Below are 21,968 nucleotides of genomic sequence, written 5' to 3' on the forward strand. Positions count from 1 at the left end.
GCGGAAGGAGTTTGTTCATGAACATCGATCCGGCGGCTACCGCCTGGCTGCTCGCGGCCACGGCGATGGTGCTGCTCATGACGCCCGGCCTGGCTATTTTCTACGGCGGCATGGTGCGCTCCAGCGGTGTGCTCAACATGCTCATGATGAGTTTCATCTCGATTCCGCTGGTCACGGTGGTGTGGCTGGTGGCGGGTTACACCCTGGCGTTCGGGGATGACGCGGGTGGCGGACTCATCGGCAATTTCGGCCATTTCGGACTTTCCGGAATTGATCCCACGACTGTGCACGCGAGCAGTGGAATTCCGGAACTGCTGTTCGTCACCTTCCAGCTGACATTCGCGATTCTGACCGTGGCACTGGTCAGCGGCGCGATCGCGGACCGCGCGAAATTCTCCGCGTGGATGATCTTCGTACCGATCTGGGCATTGATCGTGTACGCGCCCATCGCGCACTGGGTGTGGACCCCGAACGGCTGGCTGGCCTCCTTCGGCACCATGGATTACGCGGGCGGTCTGGTCGTCGAGATCGCTTCGGGCGCTTCGGCACTCGCGCTGGCGATCGTGCTCGGCCCGCGCGTGGGCTTCAAGGTCGATGCCATGCGGCCGCACAATCTGCCGTTCGTGCTGCTGGGCGCGGGCCTGCTGTGGTTCGGCTGGTTCGGTTTCAATGCCGGTTCGGCGCTGGGCGCCAACGCGACCGCCGCGGCGGTGTTCCTCAATACGCTGGTCGCGGGCTGCCTGGGCATGCTGGGCTGGCTCGTCGTCGAGCAGGTGCGCGACGGCCGCCCGACCACCTTCGGCGCGGCGTCCGGCGCGGTGGCCGGTCTGGTCGCCATCACCCCGTCCTGCGGTTCGGTCAACACCATGGGCGCGCTGATCGTGGGTCTGGTCGCGGGCACCGTGTGTTCGTTCGCGGTGGGCTGGAAGTTCAAGGGCGGCTACGACGATTCGCTCGACGTGGTGGGCGTGCACTTCATCGGCGGCATCGTGGGCACGCTGCTCATCGGTTTCCTGGCGAATCGCGCGATGACGGGTGAGAACGGTCCGGAGGGACTGCTGTACGGCGGTGGGCTCACCCAGCTGGGCAAGCAGCTGGTGGGCGTGCTCGCGGTGGCGGCGTTCGCGTTCGGGGTGTCGTTCGCACTGGGCAAGGTGATCGACCGGACCATCGGATTCCGGGTGAGCCGCGAGGAGGAGATCTCCGGTATCGACTTCGCGCTGCACGCCGAGACCGCGTACGCCGAGGGCGTGAACGGGCACGGTCATCAGATCAAGCGGGACGGGCCGTTCGGGCACTGAGCCGATAACCGCCGAAACGGCCGGGGCAGCGAATCATTCGCCGCCCCGGCCGTTTTCGTATGGTCAGTTCACCTTGTTGAGCGCGGCCGCGAAGGTATTGCACTGTGCGGTGCGGTTCTTGTCGTAGCCCATCTCGAACCACGCGCCGCCGTTCTGCGAGGTGCCGTGATCGCGCATATCGCCGGGGGCGTCGCCGCGGTGGTACATATCGTTGCGGGCGACGCCGATCTGCGCATTGCTCAGTGCGCCACCGTTATTCGACGAGGACAGGAACATGCCGTCGAAGCAGTTGGCCTGAAGTTCGGTGCGGCGGGACAGTTCGAGGCCGGTATCGCTGCGCGCGCCCGCGTCCCGGCGCTGCTGGTGCACCTTGCCGAGGATGCCGGATTCGGCCTGGACGTGATGGCCGTACTCGTGCGCGAACACCGACAGGTAGACCACCCAGTTGTTCTTGTAGATATCGGTTTGCAGCTGGCTGATCGGCATGTAGATGGTCTTGTCGGCCGAGCAGTAGAAGGCGGCGAAATTGCTGCTGTTGCCGGTGCACAGCGTGGTGATGCCGCTGGTGCTGGCCGACACGTTCAGCTTCGGCGGCTCGAACGGCAGCTTGATATCGGTGAAGAGGGGTTTCCACGCGTCGGCGAGACAGTTGGCGGCCGTTTGGAAGAAGGTGCGCGCGACGTCGACGTCGGTGCTCCACGGCGTGTAGGCGCAGTTCTCCGGCAGCAGGGTGAGGCTGTCATCGGTGACCAGCGGATTGTCCGAGGTCTTGGCGACGCCCGCGTTCTCGCTGCCCGGATCGTTGCTGTACCCGGTCTGCACCTTGTCGCCGGTTCCCAAGGCGCTCAACCCGGTTCGGATGGCGGTGCGCAGCACAACCGTGCTGACCAGCAGGATCAGAATGACGACGAGCGTGCCCCAGCGGCGGCGGCGCGGCGGAGCGGGACGCTGGACCGCCTGCATCCCGGTCTGCGTATGCGCGGCGGGCGGTGGCATCGGCGGGCGATACGCGGGCTGTCGCGGCTGCGCGAAGGTGGGCGCGGGACCGGAGCCCTGCGGCGATGAGAACCCTTGCCGCTGGGGATAACCCGGCTGCTGTGGATAACCCGTACGCGGCTGTGCCGGAATGCCTCCCGGCGGTGCGGCGGGGTGCGGCGGCTGCACCGGATAACCACCCGGGCGCGAGGGATACCCACCCGGCCCACCGGGGTACCCGCCCGGCTGACCCGGATAGCCGCCCGGCTGCGCCGGATTCCCACCGGGTCGCGGCGGCTGCCCGCCGGGTTGTGCGGGATGCTGTGGCCGACCCCCCGGCCGCTGTGGATAACCGCCGGGCGGTGGTGAATTGCCTTGCCGCGGTTGTCCGGGCGGCTGTTGCGGGCGGCGCGGATCCGGTTCGGGCGGCCAGCCGCCCTGGTTATTCGGTCCGTAGCCGGACGGTGGGCGAGTCATACCCCCGCACCCCCTCGTTCTCACCGATAACCGACAGCCGCTGAGGAAGAATAGCAAGCTGGCTAGAGTGACCATCCATGCAGATTTTTCGGGGGGGCGTCCTCGTGGCGCTGCTGCTCGCGCTGGCGGGCGTGGCAGCCCCGGCCGCCCAGTCGCAGCAGCCCGACGGCGTGAAGATCACCGCGGACGTGGACCTGGGCGATGACGGCCTGCTCCGGGTGACCGAAACCGTGGAAGTGCCCGCCGGCAATGAGTTCCGGCAGGTGCTGCCGCTGCGGGTGCAGGTCACCGATGCCATTCAGCGCACCTTCCAGGTGAGCGATATCCAGGCCACCGGTGACGGTGAGGCGACCGTCGCGGACGACCGCTTCACCATCGATGCGCGTTCGGGCACGGTGACGTTCAAGTACACGGTGCACAACACGGTCGCCGATTCCGCCGGGGCGCAGACCTTCCGGTGGACCGGGGTGCTCAATACCGATGTGGCGTCCATCAGCGTGGTGGTGACCAGTCCCGATTTCCGGATGGGCGTCACCAAGTGCACGATCGGCCAGCCCGGTAAGCCGGAGGACTGCGCGGATATCCGCGTGGAACCGGACGGTGTGGCGCATCTGGACAAGACGGATCTGCGCAAGGGCGATGTCATCGACGTGACCCTGCAGATCCCGCCCGGCACGGTGAAGCCGAATGCCGATATCCAGGACGATGATTCACCCGGCCCGTTCTCCATCACGGGTCCGGTGCTGGCGGCGTTCGGGGCGCTGCTGGCGGCGCTGGCGGCGGCCGCCGGATACGTGGTGTGGGCGCGCAGGCAGCAACCGAACGCCCAGGTGCTCGATCCGCTGGAGCGCCACGGGGATCACGTCCGGTTCACTTCGCCCGATGGCATCGGGCCCGGTACCGCCGGACTGCTGACCGACGGCTATGTGGATGCCCCCGATATGGCCGCCACCGTGGTGGATCTGGCCGTCCGCAGCTACATCTGGATTGCCGCGATCGGCGAATCCGATTGGCGGATCAGCCGGATGAACCCGATCGACGACCAGCTCACCGGCTATGAGCGCGCGGTCTACGAGACCTTCCTGCCCGAGGGCACCGATGCGGTCATGGTGTCGACGCTGCGCGACAAGGTCAATGCCCGGGCGGTCCGCCGCACCCTCATCGACGAGGCCACCGCGCAGGGCAGCTTCATCGACCGCACGCGCCGGGGTTTCGAATTCTGGCTGGGCGCAACGCTGGTGGCGGCCGGTGCCATCACCACCCTGGCCCTCGCGCTCGGCCCCGGCCACGCCCTGATCGGCGTCGCACTCATCCTGGGTGGCATTGCGGCCCTGCTGCTCCCCCGCTACCTACCGTCCCGCACCGCGCTGGGCCGGGAGCTGGCGGGGCGCGTCCAGGCCATGCTGCGCAGCCTGGATGCCGTTGTCCCGCAGAATATTCCGGCACCGGACCGAGAGATGATATTCTCCCGGGCGCTGCCCTTCATGGTGGCGGGCCGGCGCACCGATCAGTGGGTGCGCACCTTCCGCGACCTGAATCCCACGGACGACGGCACCCCCGGCCTCTACTGGTTCGGCGGTTTCGAATCCGATCACGACCTCTACCGCTTCGCGGCCCACTTCCCCTACTGCATAACCGAATTGGAGAAGCTCTTCACCGAGAGCTGAGGCCCGTCACGCGCCCGAATGAACGGCGAGTGCGCGGCGGGCATAGGCGCGGACATCGGCGTCGGAGTCATCGAGGGCGATGTTCAGTGCGTCCCGAGCGGCAGTGGATTCGGGCCAGCTGCTCAGGGTCAGGACGGCCGCCTTGCGAATATCCGGGTGGATGTCGGCCAGCGCCAGGCTCAACGGCTCGGCGGCCAGGTCCGCGCCGACGGCGGGGAGCCCCCGGGCCGCGCCTTCGCGCACCTGCCAGGCCGAATCCTTCAGCGCCACGGTCAAAGTCGTGATGTCGTCGGCGTTGCCGAGGCGCGCCAATGCCGTGAGAGCAGCGGCCCGGACGAGCGGATCGCGGTCGGCGAGGAGAGTGCGGACCGCTTCCAAGCCGCCGATCCCGACCGTGGCCAAGCCCTTGGCCGCCGCGATACGAACTTCACGGTTCTCATCGTGGGCGGCCGTGGCCAGGGTGGACCATTCGTCAAGGGACACCAGGCCGTTCACCGCCTCGATGCGGACGCGATGATCAGCGTCGACGGCCGCCTTGGCGAACAGCTCCGCCGACCCCGCACGCAGGGCGCGCAGTAGATCCACCACTGTCGCGCGAACAGCCGGGTCCGGTGAATCGGCGTGCTCGGCCAAGGTGGTGCCGCTGCGCGTAGCGGGGTTCGCGCCGACCAGATCGTCCTCGCCTGCCGCTGCGGTATCCGCCGGTGTCGAAGTACCCCCGACCTCGGATGTCGCTGTGGCGGGCAGGATTTCGACCAACTCCCGGAGTCCGTCGATGGCGGCCGCACGCACCGCCGAGTCGGAATCGCCCAGGGCCGCGACCAACGGAGCGTCGAAGCCGTCCGGGGTGCCCTCGGTGAGTACCGAAATTGCGGTGGCTCGGACCTGGGGATCCGGATCATCCAGGAAGGATTCGAGTTCTTCGACCGTCGGTGCGTCCAGGCTCAGCAGGAGCGCGATGCGCGGAGCGACAGGCGCTTTCGCGGAGGACACCACGTCGGCGACAGTGCCGGGTGTCGACGGTGCGGTGGCGAGGTTGGGAGGGCTGCCGATCAAGGCGGGCTGTTGGACCGGAATGACCGTGGTGTCATCGGTGGCGATGTCGTCGAGGCCCGGGACCGGTACGAAGTACGGGGCGACGGGACGCTTCAGGAACTCCATATCGCCGTCGGCGGCTTTGCGGAGGTTGAGGTGGTAGCGCCATTCGACGTCATCGCGTTCGGGGAGGTCGGCGCGTTCGTGGTAGAGGCCCCAACGGGATTCGGTGCGGGTGAGGGACGAGCGAGCCGCCATTTCGGCGCAGTCGCGAATGAAGGTCACCTCGGCGCAGCGCATCAGCTCGTGCGGGGTCTGCGCGCCCATCGCCGAGATATCGTCCAGCATGCGATCGAAGGTCTCGATGGCGAGGGAGAGCTTGGTGGCCGTCTTCGGCGGTGCCACATAGTCATTGACGAAGCGGCGGAGCTTGTACTCGACCTGCTGCTGCGGCGGCCCTTCGGGATTGCGCAGCGGGCGGTAGACGAGTTCGTGCGCGGCGGCCAACTGATCGGCGGGCAGTGCGGCCGGGGCCGGGGTGTCGGCCAGAGTTCCGGCGGCGTGCGAGCCCGCGAGATCGCCGTAGACGAACGCCCCGATCATGTAGTTGTGCGGTACGCAGGCCAGGTCACCGGCGGCGTAGAGGCCGGGCACGGTGGTGCGGGCGTTCTCGTCGACCCAGACGCCGGACGCGGAATGTCCACTGCACAAACCGATTTCGGAGATGTGCATCTCGATGTCGTGGGTGCGGTAGTCGTGGCCGCGATTGGCGTGGAAGGTGCCGCGGGTGGGGCGTTCGGTGGTGTGCAGGATGCCTTCGAGCGCATCGAGGGTTTCGGTGGGCAGGTGCGAGACCTTGAGATAGATGGGACCGCGCGCGGATTCGATTTCCCGCTTCACCTCGGACATCATCTGCCCGGACCAGTAGTCGGAGTCGACGAAGCGCTCACCGAGGGCGTTGACCTGATAGCCGCCGAACGGATTGGCGACGTACGCGCAGGCCGGTCCGTTGTAATCCTTGATGAGCGGATTGATTTGGAAGCATTCGATACCGGAGAGCTCCGCGCCCGCGTGGTAGGCCATGGCGTAGCCGTCGCCCGCATTGGTGGGGTTCTCGTAGGTGCCGTAGAGATAGCCGGAGGCGGGCAGGCCGAGTCGTCCGGCCGGACCGGTCGCCAGGATAACGGCTTTGGCGGCGACGGCGACGAATTCGCCCGTGCGCGTGTTCAATGCGGCCGCGCCGACCGCGCGCCCGTTCTCGGTGAGCACCCGCACCGGCATGAGCCGGTTCTCGATCTGGATCTTCTCGCGCATCTTGCGTTGCCGCAGTACGCGATACAGCGCCTTCTTGACGTCCTTGCCCTCGGGCATGGGCAGCACGTACGAACCGGAGCGGTGTACGCGGCGCACCGCGTATTCGCCGTACGCGTCCTTCTCGAATTTCACGCCGTAGCGTTCGAGCCGCTGCACCATGGCGAAGCCGCGGGTGGCGGTCTGATAGATGGTGCGCTGGTTGACGATTCCGTCATTCGCCCGGGTGATCTCGGCGACGTAGTCCTCGGGTTCGGCCTTGCCCGGGATGACGGCGTTGTTGACGCCGTCCATACCCATGGCCAGCGCACCGGAGTGCCGCACGTGCGCCTTCTCCAGCAGCAGTACGTTCGCACCCTGTTCGGCGGCGGTGAGTGCGGCCATGGTGCCCGCGGTGCCGCCGCCGATGACCAGGACGTCGCAGTCGAGCCGGGTGGTCGCGGCGAGGTCGGGAATCTCCATCAGGCACACCAACATTCGTGAGGGGATCGGTCGGGGTCGCCGTCAGAGCGCGGCGAGATCGCCCGAATGATCCAGGGCGGTAATGATTTCGGCGCGCAACGCGGTGCGGTCCACACCGAGTTCGCGCGGTCGCGGCACATCCAGCAGGGCGCGCAGCGGCGCACCGGCGCGGCCGAGGACGGCGACGCGGTCTCCCAGCAGCAGCGCCTCGTCCACGTCGTGGGTGACGAAGACCAGGGTGGTGGGGTGCGTGCGCCAGGTGTCGATCAGCAGGCGCTGCATGGTGGCGCGGGTCTGCGAATCCAGTGCGCCGAAGGGTTCGTCCATGAGCACCGAGCGCGGCGCACCGGCCAGGCCGCGCGCGAGCTGAACGCGCTGGCGCATACCGCCGGACAGGCTCTTGGGCAGGAAGTCGGCGAATCCGTGGAGGCCGATCTCCTCGATCCACTTCTCCGCCAGCGCCTTTCGGCCCGCACGGGGCTCACCGCGCAGTTTCAGCGCGAGCTCGATATTGGATCGCACCGTGCGCCAGGGCAATAGCGCGTTGTCCTGGAAGACGACGGCGCGATCGCGATTGGTGCCGGTGACCGGTGTGCCGTCGGCGAGGACCTGTCCGGCGTCGGGCCGCAGCAGTCCGGCGAGGGCGCGCAGCACGGTGGATTTTCCGCATCCGGACGGTCCGGTGAGGATCAGGATCTCGCCCGGCCGCACCTCGAGGGACAGATCGCGAATCACCGGGGCACCGGTGTAGGACAGGTCGATACCGTCCACGCGCAGGCTCATACCGCTGGTCATTTGGTCACCTCCGGTACGCGCGGCAGCCAGTGCGTGACCCGCCGTCCGATGAGTTCGACGGCGGCGGAGGTGCCGTACCCCAGCACGCCGATGGTGATGATGCCGACGAATACGCCCGGATAGTCGACGATGGTGTACGCCTGCCAGGTGCGGTAGCCGACGCCGAGGCGGCCGGAGATCATCTCGGCGGAGACCACGCAGATCCAGGACACCCCGATGCCGACCGAGAGTCCGCTGAAGACGCCGGGCAGGCTGCCGGGCAACACGACTCGCAACAGCACATCCCAGCGACTGCCGCCGAGCGTGCGCACCGAGTCCTCCCAGATGGTCGGCAGCGCGCGCACCGCGTGCCGGGTGGAGACCATCACCGGGAAGAACGCGGCCAGGAAGGTGATGAACACGATCCCGGCCTCGTCATCGGGGAAGAGCAGAATCGCCACGGGCACAACGGCGATCGCCGGAATCGGCCGGGCCAGTTCGGTGAGCGGTCCGATGGTGTCCGCGACCCAGCGCGAACGCCCCAGCGCCACACCGAGTGTCACGCCGAACACCGCCGCGAGCCCGAATCCGGTGAGGATGCGGATCAGCGACTGCCCGAGATCGAGGTAGTACGTATCGGTCCCCAGCTGCTTGTGGAAAGCCCGCACGATCTCGGTCACGGTCGGCAGCGTGTCGAACCGCACCCAGAGCCGAATATTGTTGGCGGTCAAGAACTGCCAGGCCCCGATGGCCACGAGCACCGAGACGAGCTTGATCAGGCGGGATCGCCAGACCACGGCAGACAAGCGCCCGCCACCGCGCACTCCGGCGGCCCCGATCCCGTCATCCCGGCGTGTTTTTGGCCGGGATCCAGCGTTTTCGGCGGGGTCACCGTGGATCCCGGCCAAAAGCGTGCCGGGATGACGGGAGGAAGCTTCCCGGGGGGATGTCTGGCCCGAGGCGGAGGTGGCGGCCTGGGAGGTCATTGCCGGACCTCGGTGATGGCCTGGTCGTAGCCGACGATCGCACCCGAGGGGTGCTGGGTCAGGTAGCGCTGGGCCGCGGCGGGGGTGGTGAAGGGCAGATAGGTGTCGCCGTCGCGGACCCAGATGGCCTTGTCGGCGAACCAGCGGGTGCCGAGTTCGGCGTCGGGGACGTAGGCGGCGCGGACCGTCTTGCCCTGTGCGCGAGCCTGTTTGATGGCACGCAGCAGGCTGGTCGGGTCGGCGGCGGCCTGGGTGGCGTCTGAGCCGGTGAACCAGATCTCACCGGCCTGCGCCGGATTGTCGGCGGGGCGGTTGGTCAGTGGGTCGGTGCCGGTGACCGGCGCGGGGTTGGCGTTATTGACCAGTGCCGCATCGTAGTTCGCGCCGTTTTCCTGGAAGGCCTTGCGCAGCGCGGTGTCGTCGACGAATTTGTCGATATCGAGGTCGGCGAAGTCACCGATCGACTTCAGGTACGGCACATCGGCTTTGAAGGCGTCCAGCAGGTTCGGCTTCAGCGTGGTGTCGAAGGAGGTTCCGCCCGGCCCGTTGTAGAGGTACACGACCTCCTGAGGCAGGCCGCTGCCCTCGGCGACGAGCTTGGCCGCTTCCAGGGGCTGCGTGTGGATGAAATCGGTCGCGTCCAGTTGTGCGCGCAGGAAGGCATCGAGCACCTCCGGGTGCTGTTTCGCGTAGTCGCGACGGGCCACCACGCCGTGGAAGGTCGGGACATTGAGCTCCGCACCGTCGTAGAGGAGCTTGGCCTTGTTCTGGAACACGAGCAGTCCGGGCCAGGCCACGAACTGCGACAGCGCCGCGACCTGACCGGATTCCAGTGCGGAGGAACCGATCTGGGGCTGCTGGTTGAGCACCTCGACCCCGGTCTTGGGATCGATGTTCGCCCGGGTCAGCGCCTGCACCAGGGTGCCGTGCCCGGCGGAGCCGACGCTCGCCGACACCTTCTGCCCCGCGAGGTCGTTGATCGTCTGCGCCTTCGAATCAGGCGCGACCACAACCATATTCAGCGCACCCTTGGGGTTGTACCCGGTGATCGAGACCAGTTCGGTCTTGGACCGCTCGTTGGCCTGGGTGCGCGAACCGTTGATCAGCAACGGGTAATCGCCCATGGAGCCGATATCGATCTTCTCGGCCACCATCTGCGCGGTAATGGGCGCACCGGTGTCGTAGTCCTGCCATTCCACCGAATACTTGGGCCCGCCGTGCGCGGACAGATCGTTCAGCCGCTGCTCCAGGAATCCCTTGGCCTTCAACAGGGTTCCGGCGGTGACGGTATTGATGGTCTTGGACTGGTAGCCGATGACGACCTTGACGGTGTCGCCGTCACCGGAGGATTCCAGCGAGCAGCCGGACGCGGTGAGCGCGATGGCGGCGGCGACCGCGGCGGCGGCGAGGCGGGCGATGCGGTGGTGCTTCATGCGAGGGGTCCTTCAGCGGAGCAGGTAGGGCATATTGACGGTGACGGCGCCGGTGGGACAGCGCGCGGCGCACGGGCCGCAGTACCAGCACTCGTCCACGTGCATGAAGGCCTTACCGTTTTCCGGATTGATGGCCAGCGAGTCGAGCGGGCAGATCTCCACGCAGAGCGTGCAGCCCTGGATACACAGGGATTCGTCGATGGTGACGGGGACGTCGGCGCGCTGATTGACCAGTGCCATCAGGTGAGCCTCCAATCGGTGCGTTCGGGCGGCCGGGTGAGGCTGCCGCGCATGGTGATCCGGTCGCCGCGCATCCGGATGTATTCGAGGTCGACCGGGCGGCCGTCGTCGAGCTTGGTGAGTCGTTCCAGCAACAGCAGGGCGCCACCCTCGGGCATTTGCAGCGTGGCGGCCGAATGGGTATCGGCGGTAATGGCTTCCAGGGCCAGGTCGGCGGAGCCGAGCGGGCCGCCGCTGATCTGTTCGATGAGCGCGAACACGTCGTTCGTCTCCAGATCGCGGGTGATCACCTCGTCGCCGATATCCGGGACGAGGTAGGTGAGATCGAGACTGAGAGGCAGATCACCGAACCAGCGCAGCCGCTCGATATATACGGCGGGTTCACCGGGGGCGAGGCGCAACTTGCGGGCAACCGCCGGGGGCGGGGTGGTGCGGGTGGCCGCGCGCACCTCATTGCGCACGTCACCGTGCCCGCGCAGGGTTTCCTTCAACCCGAGCAGGGCGTCCAGACCGTGGTCGTATTTACGGCGTGCCACATGGGTGCCGATCTTGGGTGCGCGCTCGATCAGCCCCTCATCCTTCAAGAGCGCGAGGGCATCCCGCACGGTGTTGCGCGAGACCGTGAATTCGGCGGCGAGCTCCTGCTCGGTGGGCAGCGAATCCTCGATCGCTCCGGCGTGAATCTGCTGCCGCACGATATCGGCCACCTGGCGGGCTCGATCGGCTCGGCGGGCGGGGGTGCGCAGCGGTGTGGGTTCCGGCGTCACGTCATCTCCTTTCCGCCATTGACCAGCGGTTTCAGACTTTAACGGGGACGCCGGACGGTACCGCTCGAGCACCGTGCGCACCCCGGCACGGCCGGTTGATTTGCGCCGCCCGCCCATGCGCCCGGCCTGCCGCGATCCATGCCGGAGGGGCTATTGCGCCACCCCGCGCCGACCACCTGAGTCTTGTAATCACGGTGATCGGAATACCTGCGCGCGCGAGCGCGACGGGGTGGAGTGAGCAGGCCCTCATTTCTCGAGATATGGGAGAACGGATTCCGTTCGCCCTGATCGGGATGTTAACTTTGTACACATGTCCGCCAACCGCACCGCTGCCGCACGAGTCACGTATGTGACCGTGGCGCTCGGTGTTCGGCTGCCTCGCCAACGCGAACTGTGTTGTCGCTGCTTCTAGGCAGCTGAGCTCTGATTCCCCGATCGACCTCGAATCCTTCGTGATTCGCTCCCGGGTCCGGGCCTCCTCGCTGCACCGCTGAATCTCTTCATGTAGGCACTCGTCCCCCCTTTTCCAGGTTGGGACCGCAGCAAGGACTTCATATTATGACCAGCCCCACCCTTGAAAAACGTACCCACGGCACCGTCGCCACCGCCCGTCTGGCCCCGGCCCGCCCCGCGGTGCCGCCGGAGCTGCGCATTACCGACAACCCCGCCGCCGCCGTACTGCGGGCCGCGGCGCGCGGGCCGATCTTCCGCGATATCGCCGCGCAGAGCACGGGTTTGAGCATCGCGACGGTGAATCGCCAAGTGTCGGCGCTACTTACGGCCGGGCTGCTGCGTGAGCGCGCCGATCTGACCGCCTCCGGCGCGGTCGGCCGGCCCCGCGTGCCGTTCGAGGTGGACACCGATTCGTTCGTGACGCTCGGTGTGCACATCGGTTCCACGCTCACCCGCATCGTGGCCGCGGATCTGTCCGGCCGGATTCTGGGCGGGCTCGAAATCGCCACTCCCCAAACGGGTCAGGACGCCGCGCTGACCATAGTGGCCCGCAGTGCCAAGGCTTTCCTGGATCGACTGCCGCGCCGCCGTCCGCTGTGGACCGGTGTGGCGCTGGCGGGCCGGGTCGATCCGGCCGCCGGTGTGGTGGATCATCCGCGCCTGGGCTGGCAGGCCGCTCCGGTGGCGGCGGTGTTCAGCAGCGTGCTGGATCTGCCGGTATCGGTATCCGCGCACGTGGAGGCGATGGCCGCCGCGGAGCTGCTGCTGGCCGGGCGCGAGCCGGGCGAGGGGCAGCGGCCGGGTTCCAGCCTGTACATCTACGCCCGGGAAACCGCGGGTGTGGCTGTGACACTGCATGATCGGGTACACACCCCGGCCAACGGCCCGGGTTCCATCGCCCATCTGCCGACCGGTTCGGACGCCGATTGCACCTGCGGCCGCAAGGGTTGCTTGGAGGCGACCATCGGTGAGCGCTTCTTCCTGGAGCGCGCGGTGCGCCGCGGCGTACTGCCCAAGCCGGAGGCCCCGCGCCGCCCGGTGATCACCGATCTGTACCGGGCCGCCGACGCGGGTTCGGTCGCGGCCAAGGATCTGCTGCTGGAGCGGGCCGAAATCCTCGGGCGCACAGCGGCTCTGGTGCGGGATATGTTCAACCCGGATCGAGTCGTGCTGGGCGGTCAGGCTTTCACCGGCTACCGGCCCGGAATGGAGCGGGTGGCACAGGCTTTCGCGGAGAGCACCACGCTCCCGGCGGCGGATCTGCGCATCAGCCGTTTCGGCGGCCGGGTGCAGGAGTTCGCGGCGGCGGTCACCTCGCTGAGCGTGTTCTACGCCGATCCGGTCTCGGCCATGCGCCGCGCCACCCGCACCGCCCGCTGACCCGGCCGGCCCACTGACCCACTGACCCGAAAACGCCCGGCTGGATGGTCCCCAGCCGGGCATTTTCCACTGTCCTGCACGCCTTTTCAGGCTGGATGTGATGCCTGTCCGGCGGCGCGGCGGATCAGCGGAAGATGGTCATGTACCAGAGGCCGTCGTTGCCCTGGTCGCAGCGGTAGCGCCAGCCGTCCTCACCGCGCAGGTTGACGCCGCCGGCCTGGAAGCTGCCGTTGGTGCCGTCGGCGTCGCAGGCCTGCACGGAGCCGTAGCTGCCGTCGACCTGGAGCTCCTCGGCGTGCGCCACGCCCGCGCCCAGTCCGGCGGCGGCGAGCGCGAGGGCGGTGACGGCGAGAGTCTTCTTCATGGGTGTTTCCTATCTTTCGATGACCTCTGCGTCATATTCAATAGGTCGCATCGTGACCATTTCATGACTGGCACAAGAGGTTTCGAAACATGGAAGAGCCGGGCCCGGACGGTCCACGGTCCGGGCCCGGCTCGACGACCACATCTGCGGGTTGGCCCAAGGGCGCAGATGCGGTTTCCCGCGCCACTCGCGCACGGAGTCCCCGTTCGCTTGCGAGCGGCGGCGGATCTACGCCGCGCGGATGTGGGTCAACCCCCATTCGCGGGCAAGCAGACGGTGCGAATTCAAGCGATCCGCGTGATCGTGGGTGACGCTGGTGATCACGAGTTCGTCCGCACCGGTGAGCTGTTGCAGGGCGCGCAGTCGCTCGGCCACCGAACTCGGTGAACCGACGAACTGGGTGGCGACCCGGTCGTCGATCAGACGGAGCTGATGGTCCGAGAGTGGCGGCGCGGTATCGGGGTCCAGGTATTCGGCCGCGCCCGCACCGCTGCGAATGCTGTAGACCCAGTGGCCGTAGCTGGCGGCCAGGCGGCGCGCGGTCGCATCGTCCTCGGCCACAACGACATCCGCCGACACCACCAGGTAGGGGCGCGGGAAGCGTTCGGAGGGGCGGAAGGCGGCTCGATAGGCTTCCACCGTCTCGATGATGGTGCCGGGCGACACGTGATAGTTCGCCGCGAACGGCAGCCCCAATTCCCCTGCGAGCTGGGCGCTTTCACCGCCGCTGCTGCCGAACAGCCAGAGCTGCACATCCGCGCCCTCACCGGGGAACGCGCGCAGGTGCACGCCGTCGCTGCCGGTGTAGGTGCCCGCCAGCAGATCCCGGATCTGCTGTACCTGTTCGGTATAGGGCAGCGGTTGCGCGCCCGGCAGGCTCAGCGCCTCCAGCCCCGCCGCGATACGGGTGGTGTCGAGCAGCTGGCCCGGATTGAAGGGCGGCGGCAGCACCACACCGTCGCGCACTTCGGTACGACGGCCCTGCTTCGGCACCGGCGGCACTCCGGCGGAGCGGATCTGCGAGCCGCGATGCCCGGAGCGGCCCAGACCCAGATCCAGGCGACCCGGGTACAGCGCGTCCACGGTGCCGAACGCCTCGACCACCGCCGCCGAGGTGTGATGACCCAACTGCACCGCCGCCGTGCCCACCCGAATGGATTCGGTGGCGGCGGCGATGAGGCCGATCAGGGTGGTGGATGCCGAACTGGCCACATTCACGAAATGGTGTTCGGCGATCCAGAAGCGCCGGTAGCCCCAGCGTTCGGCCTGCCGTGCCAGATCGATGGTGTTGCGCAGCGCCTGCCGGGCGTCCGAACCCGCGCTGATCGGCGAGAGGTCCAGGACCGAGAGCGGAGTGGTCATAGCGCGTGCTCCTTGCGTGGATCCTGTTCGCCCGCAGTGATTTCCACCGGAAGACGGTTCTCCGGCGGGGCGACCGGGCAGGTCGCGTAATCGGTGAAGGCGCAGGGCAGGTTCGCCGTGCGGTTGAAGTCGATGGTCACGGTGCCGTCGGCTGCCGGGCGGGGTAGATCGAGGCGACGTGCGCCGCCGTAGGTGGTGACGCCGCTGGTGCCGTCGGTGAAGAGCAGGTGCAGACCGCGGGTCTGGTTACCGAACACGACGAGTTCGTGCTCGGCGTCGCCCAGCTCGAAAGTGACCGTGCCGGTGGCGACATGGTGGTGTTCGAGCCCCGCCACGACCGCACCGGTGGTGACCACGCGCGCCACCTCGAAGGGGGCGAACCGGCCGGTGACCACCCAGCGCGGATCCGGGGCGTAGGCCGGGATCGCGGTGAACGCGGCCAGTGACGGCGCGGCCGGATCGTGCACGCGCAGCGCGAATTGCCCACTGCGGCGGATGACTTCGATGAGCCGATCACCGTGGCGGACCTCGAGGCCGGGCGCGCCCTCACCCGGAGTGAGCGTGGTGGTTCCGGAGAGCACCGCCCCGTCGAGCGTCAGGGCAGTGGTGCCGGATTCCACTGTCGCATAGACGTTTTCGGCGTCCGCACGCCAGTGACCCGGGAGCCCGGGTACGGTCTCGTCGGCATTGCCGAGCCAGTGCAGGCCGGTCAGGCTGAGCCAGCCCAGCGGTTGCCGCGCCCACGCGTCGCGCTCGGATTGCCAGGTGGCCCACTGCTGTTCGAATTCGGTGACGATGGCGGTCATGACGCGCGTACTCCTTCGGTGCTGCGGTGCGGGTGGCGCAGACCGAGGTGGTCGCGCAGGGTGGGGCCGGTGTACTCGGTGCGGAAGCTGCCGAGTTCCTGGAGTTCGGGGATCACCTTGTCGACGAATTCGTCGAGGCCGGTGGGGGTGAGGTGCGGGACCAGCACGAAACCGTCGGCGGCATCGCTCTGCACGTAGTGATCGATGGCCACCGCGACCTCGCGGGGCGTGCCGACGAACTGCTGGCGCGCGGTGGTCTCGATGATGAGATCGCGAATGCTGAGGTTCTCCGCCGCCGCCTTGGCGCGCCAGGCCTCGGCCACCGCGCGCGGATCCTTGGCGTGCCGCACCCGGCCGCGGGTGATGTCGGCATTGTCGACCGGATCGATATCGGGCAGCGGGCCCTCTGGATCGTATTCGGACAGGTCGCGGCCCCACACCTGCTCCAGGAAGGCGATCGCGGTCTGCGGGGTGACCTGTTGGCGGCGAATGCGTTTCGCGTTCGCCGCCGCCTCCTCGGCGGTATCGCCGAGTACGAATCCGGCGGCGGGCAGGATCTTCAGATCGTCGCGGGCGCGGCCGTATTTGGCCAGCCGATCCTTGACGTCGGTGTAGAAGCGCTGCCCGTCCTCGAGTTCGCCGTGCGCGCTGAAGATGACATCGGCCTTGGCGGCGGCGAATTCGCGGCCGTCATCGGAGTCTCCGGCTTGGATCTGCACCGGATACCCCTGCGGGCTGCGCGGCAGCACGTATTCCCCGTCGATATCGAATTGCTCGCTGCTGAAACGCACCCGGGGCGCGGGCTGGGCGAAAACGCCGCGCTCACGATCCACCACGAGGGCCTCGGCGGGCCAGCTGTCCCAGAGCGCGCGGGTCGCCTCGATCACCTCGTTGGCGCGGGTGTAGCGCTTGGCGTGCTCCAGATAGCCGCCGCGCCGGAAGTTCTCGCCGGTGAAGGCGTCCGAGGAGGTGACCGCGTTCCAGGCCGCGCGCCCGCCGGACAGATGATCCAGCGATGCGAATTGCCGTGCCAGTTCGAAGGGTTCGTTATAGGTGGTGTTGATGGTGCCCGCGAGCCCGAGATGCGTGGTGACCGCCGCGAGCGCGTTGAGCACGGTGAAGGTGTCCGGGCGTCCCACCACGTCCAGATCGTGGATGCGGCCGCGCTGTTCACGCAGGCGCAGGCCCTCGGCGAGGAAGAAGAAGTCGAACAGACCGCGTTCGGCGGTGCGCGCCAGGTGCACGAAGGAGTCGAAGTCGATCTGGCTGCCCGAGTTCGGTTCGGTCCACACCGTGTTGTGGTTGACGCCCGGGAAGTGGGCGGCGAGGTGGATCTGCTTGCGTATCCGCTGTTCCGGCATGGCTCTCCTCAGGCGTTCACATAGCGATTGACCGGGCGCGGCAGCCCGAGGCGGTCCCGCAGGGTGGGCGTGTGCGCACCGGAGTCGGCCGGGCCGCCCGCGGTCAATTCGGCGAGGTACGGCAGCGCGGCGGGCAGCGCCAGCGGGCGCAGCACTACGCCGTCGGCATGGCAGTCGGTCTCGATCCGGTCCAGCAGGTCCTTCAGCTCGGCCGCGGAGCCGATGTGGAAGAGCGTGCCGGGGGCGGGGGTGGCGACCCAGTCCTCCAGCCGCGCCACCTCCACCGCCGCGTCATCGGCGGTGACGGCGAGGTGGATATCGATATCCAGCAGGATCCGCACCTGATTCGGGTCGCGACCGGCGGCGGCCACGGCCGTGCGGAGTTCGGTGCGCAGCGCGGCGGCCGCGTCCAGATCCCGGGCGGTGATCCGGATCAGATCGGCGCGGTGCACCGCGACCCGGGCGCTGTGCGAATCGGCCGCGCGCACGGTGACCGGCGGCTGGCCCTGCGGCGGGCGCGGGGTGATGGAGGGACCCTTCACCGAGAAGTTGTCGCCGACGAAATCGATGTAGTGCAGCCGGTCGCGGTCGATGAAGCGGCCGGTCGCGATATCCCGGATCTCGGCATCGTCCTGCCACGAATCCCACAGGCGCGCAACCACTTCGATTGCCTCATCGGCTTCGAACCAGCGCGAGTGCGCATCCTGTTCGGGTTTGCGGCCGAACAGTTTCGCCTCGCCGTCACCCGATACGGTGACCTCCCAGCCCGCGCGGCCGTAGGTCGCGAAGTCCAGGCTCGCAATGGCTTTGGAGAGATGGAAGGGTTCGGTGTGGGTGACCGGGGCCTGCGGGATCAGGCCGATCCGGTGCGTCGCGGCGGCGGCGCGGGCGGCGATGGCGACCGCGTCCAGGCGTCCGGTCGCACCCGCCGCCTGGAGCGCGAACGAGTCCGGCAGCAAGGCCAGATCGAAGCCCGCGTGCTCGGCGGCGCGCAGCGCGTCCACCCAGTAACCGCCGGTGAACAGTTCCTCGGCGCGCGAATCCGCGCGCCGCCAGGAGGCGGGGTGCGCGCCGGTGCCGGACAGTTCCAGGCCCAGCAGTAGCGGTGCGGGTCGCGGCATCACGCTGTCCTTTCGAGAGGGGTGAGCAGGGCGGGAGCGGCGGGTGTTCCGGCGCGCGGCACCGCCGCCAGCAGCTCCCGGGTGTATTCGTGTTGCGGATCGTCGAATAGCGCTGCGGTCGCGCCGGTTTCGACGATGATGCCCTGGCGCATGACCGCGACGCGATCGGCGAGGCGGCGCACGACGGCGAGGTCGTGTGAGATGAACAGGTAGGCGAGGTTCAGTTCGCGCTGGAGCTGTTCGAGCAGATCGAGGATCTGTGCCTGTACCGAGACGTCCAGGGCCGAAACGGGTTCGTCCAGCACCAGCAGGTCCGGGCGCAACGCCAGCGCCCGGGCGATCGCCACGCGCTGGCGCTGCCCGCCGGAAAGCTCCGCGGGGCGGCGATCGAGGTAGGCGGCGGGCAGCGCCACCTGGTCCAGGAGTTCGGCGACGGTCTCGCGCCGGGACTTGCGATCACCGATGCCGAAGGCCTGCAACGGTTCCGAGATGATCCGGGCGATGCTGAGCTTCGGGTTCAGCGAGACGTAGGGATTCTGGTAGACCACCTGGACGCGGCGGCGGAACTCGCGCAATCTCGCCCCGCGCAGCCCGCCGACATCGTGACCGCCGAAGGTGACCGTGCCCGCGTCCGGCTGTTCCAGCCGTGCGGCGATGCGCGCGGTGGTGGACTTCCCGGAGCCGGATTCGCCCACCACCGCCAGGGTTTCACCGCGCGCGACCTCGAACGACACGTCCGAGACCGCGGTGAGTGAGACGCCGTGCCCGATCGAGAACACCTTGCGCAGCCCGTTCACCGCCAGCAGCGGTGTGCGGTCCGCGAGTTCGGGGCGCGGCGGGATCTCGGTATCGAGGCTGGGCGCGGCGGCGATCAGCCGCCGGGTGTACTCATGCTGTGGATCGCCGAGAACGGCCGCGGTGCTGCCGGTTTCGACGATCCGGCCATGCTGCATGACCACGATGCGATCGGAGCGTTCGGCGGCGACCGCGAGGTCATGGGTGATGAGCAGTACCGAACTGCCGGATTCGGCGGTGCGATTCGCCAAATGGTCCAGGATCCGGCGCTGCACCGTCACATCGAGCGCGCTGGTCGGCTCATCGGCGATGACCAGTTCGGGTGCGCAGGCCAGCGCGATGCCGATCAGCACGCGCTGGCGCTGCCCACCGGAGAGATCCTGCGGATACTGTCGCGCCCGCGTCTCGGGCCGGTCCAGCCCGGCCTCGGTGAGAATCCGCACCGCCTCGATATGCGCGGTGCGCCGGTCCGCGCGGCCGTGGATGCGCAGCACCTCGGCCACCTGATCGCCGATGCGCAGCACCGGGTTCAGCGCGGTGCCCGGATCCTGCGGCACCAGGCCGATGCGCGCGCCCCGAATCGCTTGCAGCGCAAGTTGATTCGCCTGATCCAAACGCTGTCCGGCGAAATCGACGGACCCGCCGGTGATCACACCGCCGTTCAGCAGCCCGATCACCGCGTGCGCGAGAGTGGACTTGCCGGAACCTGATTCGCCGACCAGCGCGACCGTCTCCCCGGCCCACACCTCGAGCGAGACGCCGTCCACCGCGACGGTGGTCCCGGTGCTCCCCCGGTACTCCACCTTCAGATCGCTGATGCTCAGCAGTGCGTCGCTCATCGGGCGTTGTCCTTGTGCAGGGCGCGGGCAATGCGCTGGGTGGCGAGCACCAGGGCGATGATCACCAGGCCGGGCAGGGTGGTCAGCCACCAGGCGGTGGCCAGGAAGTTCCGGCCCTCCGAGACCAGCGAGCCCCATTCCGGGGTGGGCGGCACCGCGCCGTAGCCGAGGAAGCTGAGCGAGGCCACGAACAGCACGGCCATGCCGAAGTCGATCACCGCCAGTGCGGCGACCGGTGCGTAGGCATTGCGCAGCACATGCCGGAACAGCACCACCGGCCAGCGCACCCCGGCGGCGAAGGCGGCCTCCACATACGGTGCGCGCCGCACCCGCAGCACCTCACCGCGCATCACCCGGGCGAACCGCGCGATGAGCGAAATGCCCACGGCGAGCGCCACATTGCGGGTACCCAGGCCGAGCACGGTGATCAGCGCCAGCGAGACCAGCAGATCCGGAATCGACAGCAGCACATCGGTGACGCGCATGATCACGCTGTCGATCGCACCGCCCGCGGTACCCGCCACCAGACCGACGAGGGAGCCGATGACCAGACCCAGGACCACCGCGAAAACGGTGGCGCTGAGCGAGAGTCCGGCGCCGTGCACCATGCGGGTGTAGAGATCGCGGCCGAGATTGTCGGTACCGAACCAGTGTTCGGCACTCGGACCGCGCAACTTCTGCGCCGGAATCCCGTGCAGCGGATCACCACCGGCGAAGACCCCGGGAACGGCCGCCCAGCCGAGCACCAGCAGCACGATCACACCGGACACCACCAGGCCGTAGTTCCGGCGCAGCCAGGTGACCGCCGTGCGCGCGGAAATACCTCGCACCGTGGTGATTCCGACCCGTCCGCCGGTCTCGGGCGGCGCGGTGGGCGTACTCAACGCCAGGGCCTCAGACATCGTTGGCCTCTTCGCCGGTGAACCAGTAGGCCATGCCCGGATCGAGCATCGCGTGGGTCAGGGTGATCACCCGGAGTCGCGGCGGGCGCGCGGGTTCGGTTGCCGCGCCGCGCGTTTCGGTGTCCGGCCGCGTCCTGGTGAGCAGGGACAGGCCGCCGAGGGCGACGGTCAGCACCGCCAGCAGGTAGAAGATCTCAGGCATGGGCGGACTCCTTACGCGAACTGCGCTGCGCCACCCGGGGATCGAGCAGCGGATAGGCGAGATCGATGAGCAGGTTGACCGTCACGAACACCAGCGAGGCGAATACGACGATGCCCTGCACCACCGGAATGTCCTGGTACAGCACCGATTGCTGGGTGAGGCGGCCGATGCCGGGACGGGAGAACACCGTCTCGGTGACCACCGATCCGGCCAGCACGGTGCCTACCCACAGACCCGCCACGGTGAGCGCGGGCGCGATGGCCGGGCGCAGCACATGCCGCAGCTGCACCCACCAGCGCGAGGCGCCCTTGGCGAAGGCGACCTCCACGAACGGCTGCCGCCAGGTGGTGACCAGACTCGAATACAGCACCTGCGCGATGACCGCGCCCACCGGCAGCGCCAGCGTGATCGCGGGCAGGATGGTCGCGGTGAAACCGGTGCCGCCGAACGCGGGCACCAGTTTGAACCGGAACGAGAACAGTTGCAGCAGAATCAATCCCACCCAGAACTGCGGCATGGACGCACCCAGCGGCGGTAGCGCGGTGAGCAGGCTCCGCAATCGCGGCCGCTCGGTGTACGCGGCCGCGACGGCCAGTCCCGTACCACCCAGCACCGCGAACACCATGGCGAGCGCGGCCAACGCCAGCGTCGACGGCAGTGCGTCGGCGAGCGCGCCGGTCACCGATTGGCCGGTACTGATCGAATACCCCAGATCCCCGTGCACCGCGTGCGTGATCGCATGCCAGTACTGCACCCAGATCGGTTGATCCAGGCCGTATCTGGCGCGCATCTCGGCGATGGCGGCGGCATCGGTGGGCAGACCCTCGGCCGCGTTCGCGGCCATTTCGACCGGGTCCGACGGGAGCAGGTAGAGCACGACGAAGGACAGCGAGAAGGCCGCCCACAGCACGAGCACCGCCTGCAATATCCGTCCGATCACGTACCGGCGCATGGC

The 21,968-nt window shown here is 68.3% G+C and carries 19 protein-coding genes; 3 read left to right on the forward strand and 16 right to left on the reverse strand.

Annotated features, from left to right (window positions below; translation table 11 throughout):
- Positions 1-17 precede the first annotated feature (17 nt).
- On the forward strand, positions 18-1,301 hold the full coding sequence (locus ACFVUS_RS19960) for an ammonium transporter (RefSeq protein ID WP_387768041.1): 1,284 nt from the start codon (positions 18-20) through the stop codon (positions 1,299-1,301).
- 63 nt (positions 1,302-1,364) lie between these two features.
- Here the strand turns inward: ACFVUS_RS19960 and ACFVUS_RS19965 are convergent, their stop codons facing one another.
- Complete coding sequence (locus tag ACFVUS_RS19965; protein WP_387768044.1) at positions 1,365-2,753, reverse strand: neutral zinc metallopeptidase; 1,389 nt, start codon at positions 2,751-2,753, stop codon at positions 1,365-1,367.
- Positions 2,754-2,830: 77 nt separating this feature from the next.
- Here ACFVUS_RS19965 and ACFVUS_RS19970 point away from each other — a divergent pair, with 77 nt between their 5' ends.
- Positions 2,831-4,420: a DUF2207 family protein gene (locus tag ACFVUS_RS19970; RefSeq protein WP_387768047.1), complete on the forward strand. Its 1,590-nt coding sequence runs from the start codon at positions 2,831-2,833 to the stop codon at positions 4,418-4,420.
- Positions 4,421-4,426: 6 nt separating this feature from the next.
- Here the strand turns inward: ACFVUS_RS19970 and ACFVUS_RS19975 are convergent, their stop codons facing one another.
- From ACFVUS_RS19975 to ACFVUS_RS20000, 6 genes are all read right to left on the reverse strand, one after another.
- Positions 4,427-7,228, reverse strand: coding sequence for a fumarate reductase/succinate dehydrogenase flavoprotein subunit (locus ACFVUS_RS19975; protein WP_387768050.1), 2,802 nt, complete (start codon positions 7,226-7,228; stop codon positions 4,427-4,429).
- A 42-nt stretch (positions 7,229-7,270) separates the two neighbouring features.
- Positions 7,271-8,023: an ABC transporter ATP-binding protein gene (locus ACFVUS_RS19980; protein WP_387768053.1), complete on the reverse strand. Its 753-nt coding sequence runs from the start codon at positions 8,021-8,023 to the stop codon at positions 7,271-7,273.
- The gene (locus tag ACFVUS_RS19985; protein WP_387768056.1) at positions 8,020-8,808 is read right to left on the reverse strand and encodes an ABC transporter permease; all 789 of its coding nucleotides are present in this window, start codon (positions 8,806-8,808) and stop codon (positions 8,020-8,022) included. Before ACFVUS_RS19985 ends, ACFVUS_RS19980 begins: the two co-directional genes overlap by 4 nt.
- Positions 8,809-8,984: 176 nt before the next feature.
- Positions 8,985-10,421 (reverse strand): ABC transporter substrate-binding protein, encoded by a 1,437-nt coding sequence (locus ACFVUS_RS19990; protein ID WP_387768059.1) that lies wholly within the window; start codon positions 10,419-10,421, stop codon positions 8,985-8,987.
- A 12-nt stretch (positions 10,422-10,433) separates the two neighbouring features.
- On the reverse strand, positions 10,434-10,661 hold the full coding sequence (locus ACFVUS_RS19995; protein ID WP_067574315.1) for a ferredoxin family protein: 228 nt from the start codon (positions 10,659-10,661) through the stop codon (positions 10,434-10,436).
- Complete coding sequence (locus ACFVUS_RS20000) at positions 10,661-11,428, reverse strand: GntR family transcriptional regulator (protein ID WP_364637326.1); 768 nt, start codon at positions 11,426-11,428, stop codon at positions 10,661-10,663. The genes ACFVUS_RS19995 and ACFVUS_RS20000 overlap by 1 nt, the downstream gene beginning before the upstream one ends.
- 558 nt (positions 11,429-11,986) lie before the next feature.
- On the opposite strand from ACFVUS_RS20000, the gene ACFVUS_RS20005 reads away from it, so the two are divergent.
- A complete protein-coding gene (locus ACFVUS_RS20005) occupies positions 11,987-13,261 on the forward strand; it encodes an ROK family protein (protein ID WP_387768064.1) in 1,275 nt (424 codons plus the stop codon).
- 124 nt (positions 13,262-13,385) lie between these two features.
- Here ACFVUS_RS20005 and ACFVUS_RS20010 read toward each other — a convergent pair whose 3' ends face one another.
- The 9 genes from ACFVUS_RS20010 to ACFVUS_RS20050 all read right to left on the reverse strand — a co-directional run bounded on the left by ACFVUS_RS20010 (position 13,386) and on the right by ACFVUS_RS20050 (position 21,965).
- Positions 13,386-13,625 carry a hypothetical protein gene (locus tag ACFVUS_RS20010; protein ID WP_387768067.1) on the reverse strand — a complete coding sequence of 80 codons (240 nt, stop codon included), beginning with the start codon at positions 13,623-13,625 and terminating at the stop codon, positions 13,386-13,388.
- Between the two features lie 228 nt (positions 13,626-13,853).
- Positions 13,854-14,987 carry an LLM class flavin-dependent oxidoreductase gene (locus tag ACFVUS_RS20015; protein ID WP_387768070.1) on the reverse strand — a complete coding sequence of 378 codons (1,134 nt, stop codon included), beginning with the start codon at positions 14,985-14,987 and terminating at the stop codon, positions 13,854-13,856.
- Positions 14,984-15,793, reverse strand: coding sequence for a DUF1684 domain-containing protein (locus ACFVUS_RS20020; protein ID WP_387768073.1), 810 nt, complete (start codon positions 15,791-15,793; stop codon positions 14,984-14,986). The genes ACFVUS_RS20015 and ACFVUS_RS20020 overlap by 4 nt, the downstream gene beginning before the upstream one ends.
- A complete protein-coding gene (locus ACFVUS_RS20025; protein WP_387768076.1) occupies positions 15,790-17,154 on the reverse strand; it encodes an NtaA/DmoA family FMN-dependent monooxygenase in 1,365 nt (454 codons plus the stop codon). Before ACFVUS_RS20025 ends, ACFVUS_RS20020 begins: the two co-directional genes overlap by 4 nt.
- Positions 17,155-17,162: 8 nt before the next feature.
- On the reverse strand, positions 17,163-18,275 hold the full coding sequence (locus tag ACFVUS_RS20030; protein WP_387768079.1) for an LLM class flavin-dependent oxidoreductase: 1,113 nt from the start codon (positions 18,273-18,275) through the stop codon (positions 17,163-17,165).
- Positions 18,275-19,909: a dipeptide ABC transporter ATP-binding protein gene (locus ACFVUS_RS20035; RefSeq protein ID WP_387768082.1), complete on the reverse strand. Its 1,635-nt coding sequence runs from the start codon at positions 19,907-19,909 to the stop codon at positions 18,275-18,277. The genes ACFVUS_RS20030 and ACFVUS_RS20035 overlap by 1 nt, the downstream gene beginning before the upstream one ends.
- Positions 19,906-20,811 (reverse strand): ABC transporter permease, encoded by a 906-nt coding sequence (locus tag ACFVUS_RS20040; RefSeq protein ID WP_387768085.1) that lies wholly within the window; start codon positions 20,809-20,811, stop codon positions 19,906-19,908. The genes ACFVUS_RS20035 and ACFVUS_RS20040 overlap by 4 nt, the downstream gene beginning before the upstream one ends.
- Positions 20,804-21,013, reverse strand: coding sequence for a hypothetical protein (locus ACFVUS_RS20045; protein ID WP_387768088.1), 210 nt, complete (start codon positions 21,011-21,013; stop codon positions 20,804-20,806). The genes ACFVUS_RS20040 and ACFVUS_RS20045 overlap by 8 nt, the downstream gene beginning before the upstream one ends.
- Positions 21,006-21,965, reverse strand: coding sequence for an ABC transporter permease (locus ACFVUS_RS20050; protein WP_387768091.1), 960 nt, complete (start codon positions 21,963-21,965; stop codon positions 21,006-21,008). The genes ACFVUS_RS20045 and ACFVUS_RS20050 overlap by 8 nt, the downstream gene beginning before the upstream one ends.
- Positions 21,966-21,968 lie beyond the last annotated feature (3 nt).

The organism is Nocardia sp. NPDC058058 (assembly GCF_042885355.1).
Lineage (GTDB): Bacteria > Actinomycetota > Actinomycetes > Mycobacteriales > Mycobacteriaceae > Nocardia.

Coding starts and splice junctions, on each gene's coding strand:
- ACFVUS_RS20040 (WP_387768085.1), bottom strand. CDS start 20,811: ATGTCTGAGGCCCTGGCGTTGAGTACGCCCACCGCGCCGCCCGAGACC.
- ACFVUS_RS19960 (WP_387768041.1), top strand. CDS start 18: ATGAACATCGATCCGGCGGCTACCGCCTGGCTGCTCGCGGCCACGGCG.
- ACFVUS_RS20010 (WP_387768067.1), bottom strand. CDS start 13,625: ATGAAGAAGACTCTCGCCGTCACCGCCCTCGCGCTCGCCGCCGCCGGA.
- ACFVUS_RS20005 (WP_387768064.1), top strand. CDS start 11,987: ATGACCAGCCCCACCCTTGAAAAACGTACCCACGGCACCGTCGCCACC.
- ACFVUS_RS20020 (WP_387768073.1), bottom strand. CDS start 15,793: ATGACCGCCATCGTCACCGAATTCGAACAGCAGTGGGCCACCTGGCAA.
- ACFVUS_RS19975 (WP_387768050.1), bottom strand. CDS start 7,228: ATGGAGATTCCCGACCTCGCCGCGACCACCCGGCTCGACTGCGACGTC.
- ACFVUS_RS20045 (WP_387768088.1), bottom strand. CDS start 21,013: ATGCCTGAGATCTTCTACCTGCTGGCGGTGCTGACCGTCGCCCTCGGC.
- ACFVUS_RS19980 (WP_387768053.1), bottom strand. CDS start 8,023: ATGACCAGCGGTATGAGCCTGCGCGTGGACGGTATCGACCTGTCCTAC.
- ACFVUS_RS19995 (WP_067574315.1), bottom strand. CDS start 10,661: ATGGCACTGGTCAATCAGCGCGCCGACGTCCCCGTCACCATCGACGAA.
- ACFVUS_RS20050 (WP_387768091.1), bottom strand. CDS start 21,965: ATGCGCCGGTACGTGATCGGACGGATATTGCAGGCGGTGCTCGTGCTG.
- ACFVUS_RS20025 (WP_387768076.1), bottom strand. CDS start 17,154: ATGCCGGAACAGCGGATACGCAAGCAGATCCACCTCGCCGCCCACTTC.
- ACFVUS_RS19990 (WP_387768059.1), bottom strand. CDS start 10,421: ATGAAGCACCACCGCATCGCCCGCCTCGCCGCCGCCGCGGTCGCCGCC.
- ACFVUS_RS19970 (WP_387768047.1), top strand. CDS start 2,831: ATGCAGATTTTTCGGGGGGGCGTCCTCGTGGCGCTGCTGCTCGCGCTG.
- ACFVUS_RS19965 (WP_387768044.1), bottom strand. CDS start 2,753: ATGACTCGCCCACCGTCCGGCTACGGACCGAATAACCAGGGCGGCTGG.
- ACFVUS_RS20030 (WP_387768079.1), bottom strand. CDS start 18,275: ATGCCGCGACCCGCACCGCTACTGCTGGGCCTGGAACTGTCCGGCACC.
- ACFVUS_RS20035 (WP_387768082.1), bottom strand. CDS start 19,909: ATGAGCGACGCACTGCTGAGCATCAGCGATCTGAAGGTGGAGTACCGG.
- ACFVUS_RS20015 (WP_387768070.1), bottom strand. CDS start 14,987: ATGACCACTCCGCTCTCGGTCCTGGACCTCTCGCCGATCAGCGCGGGT.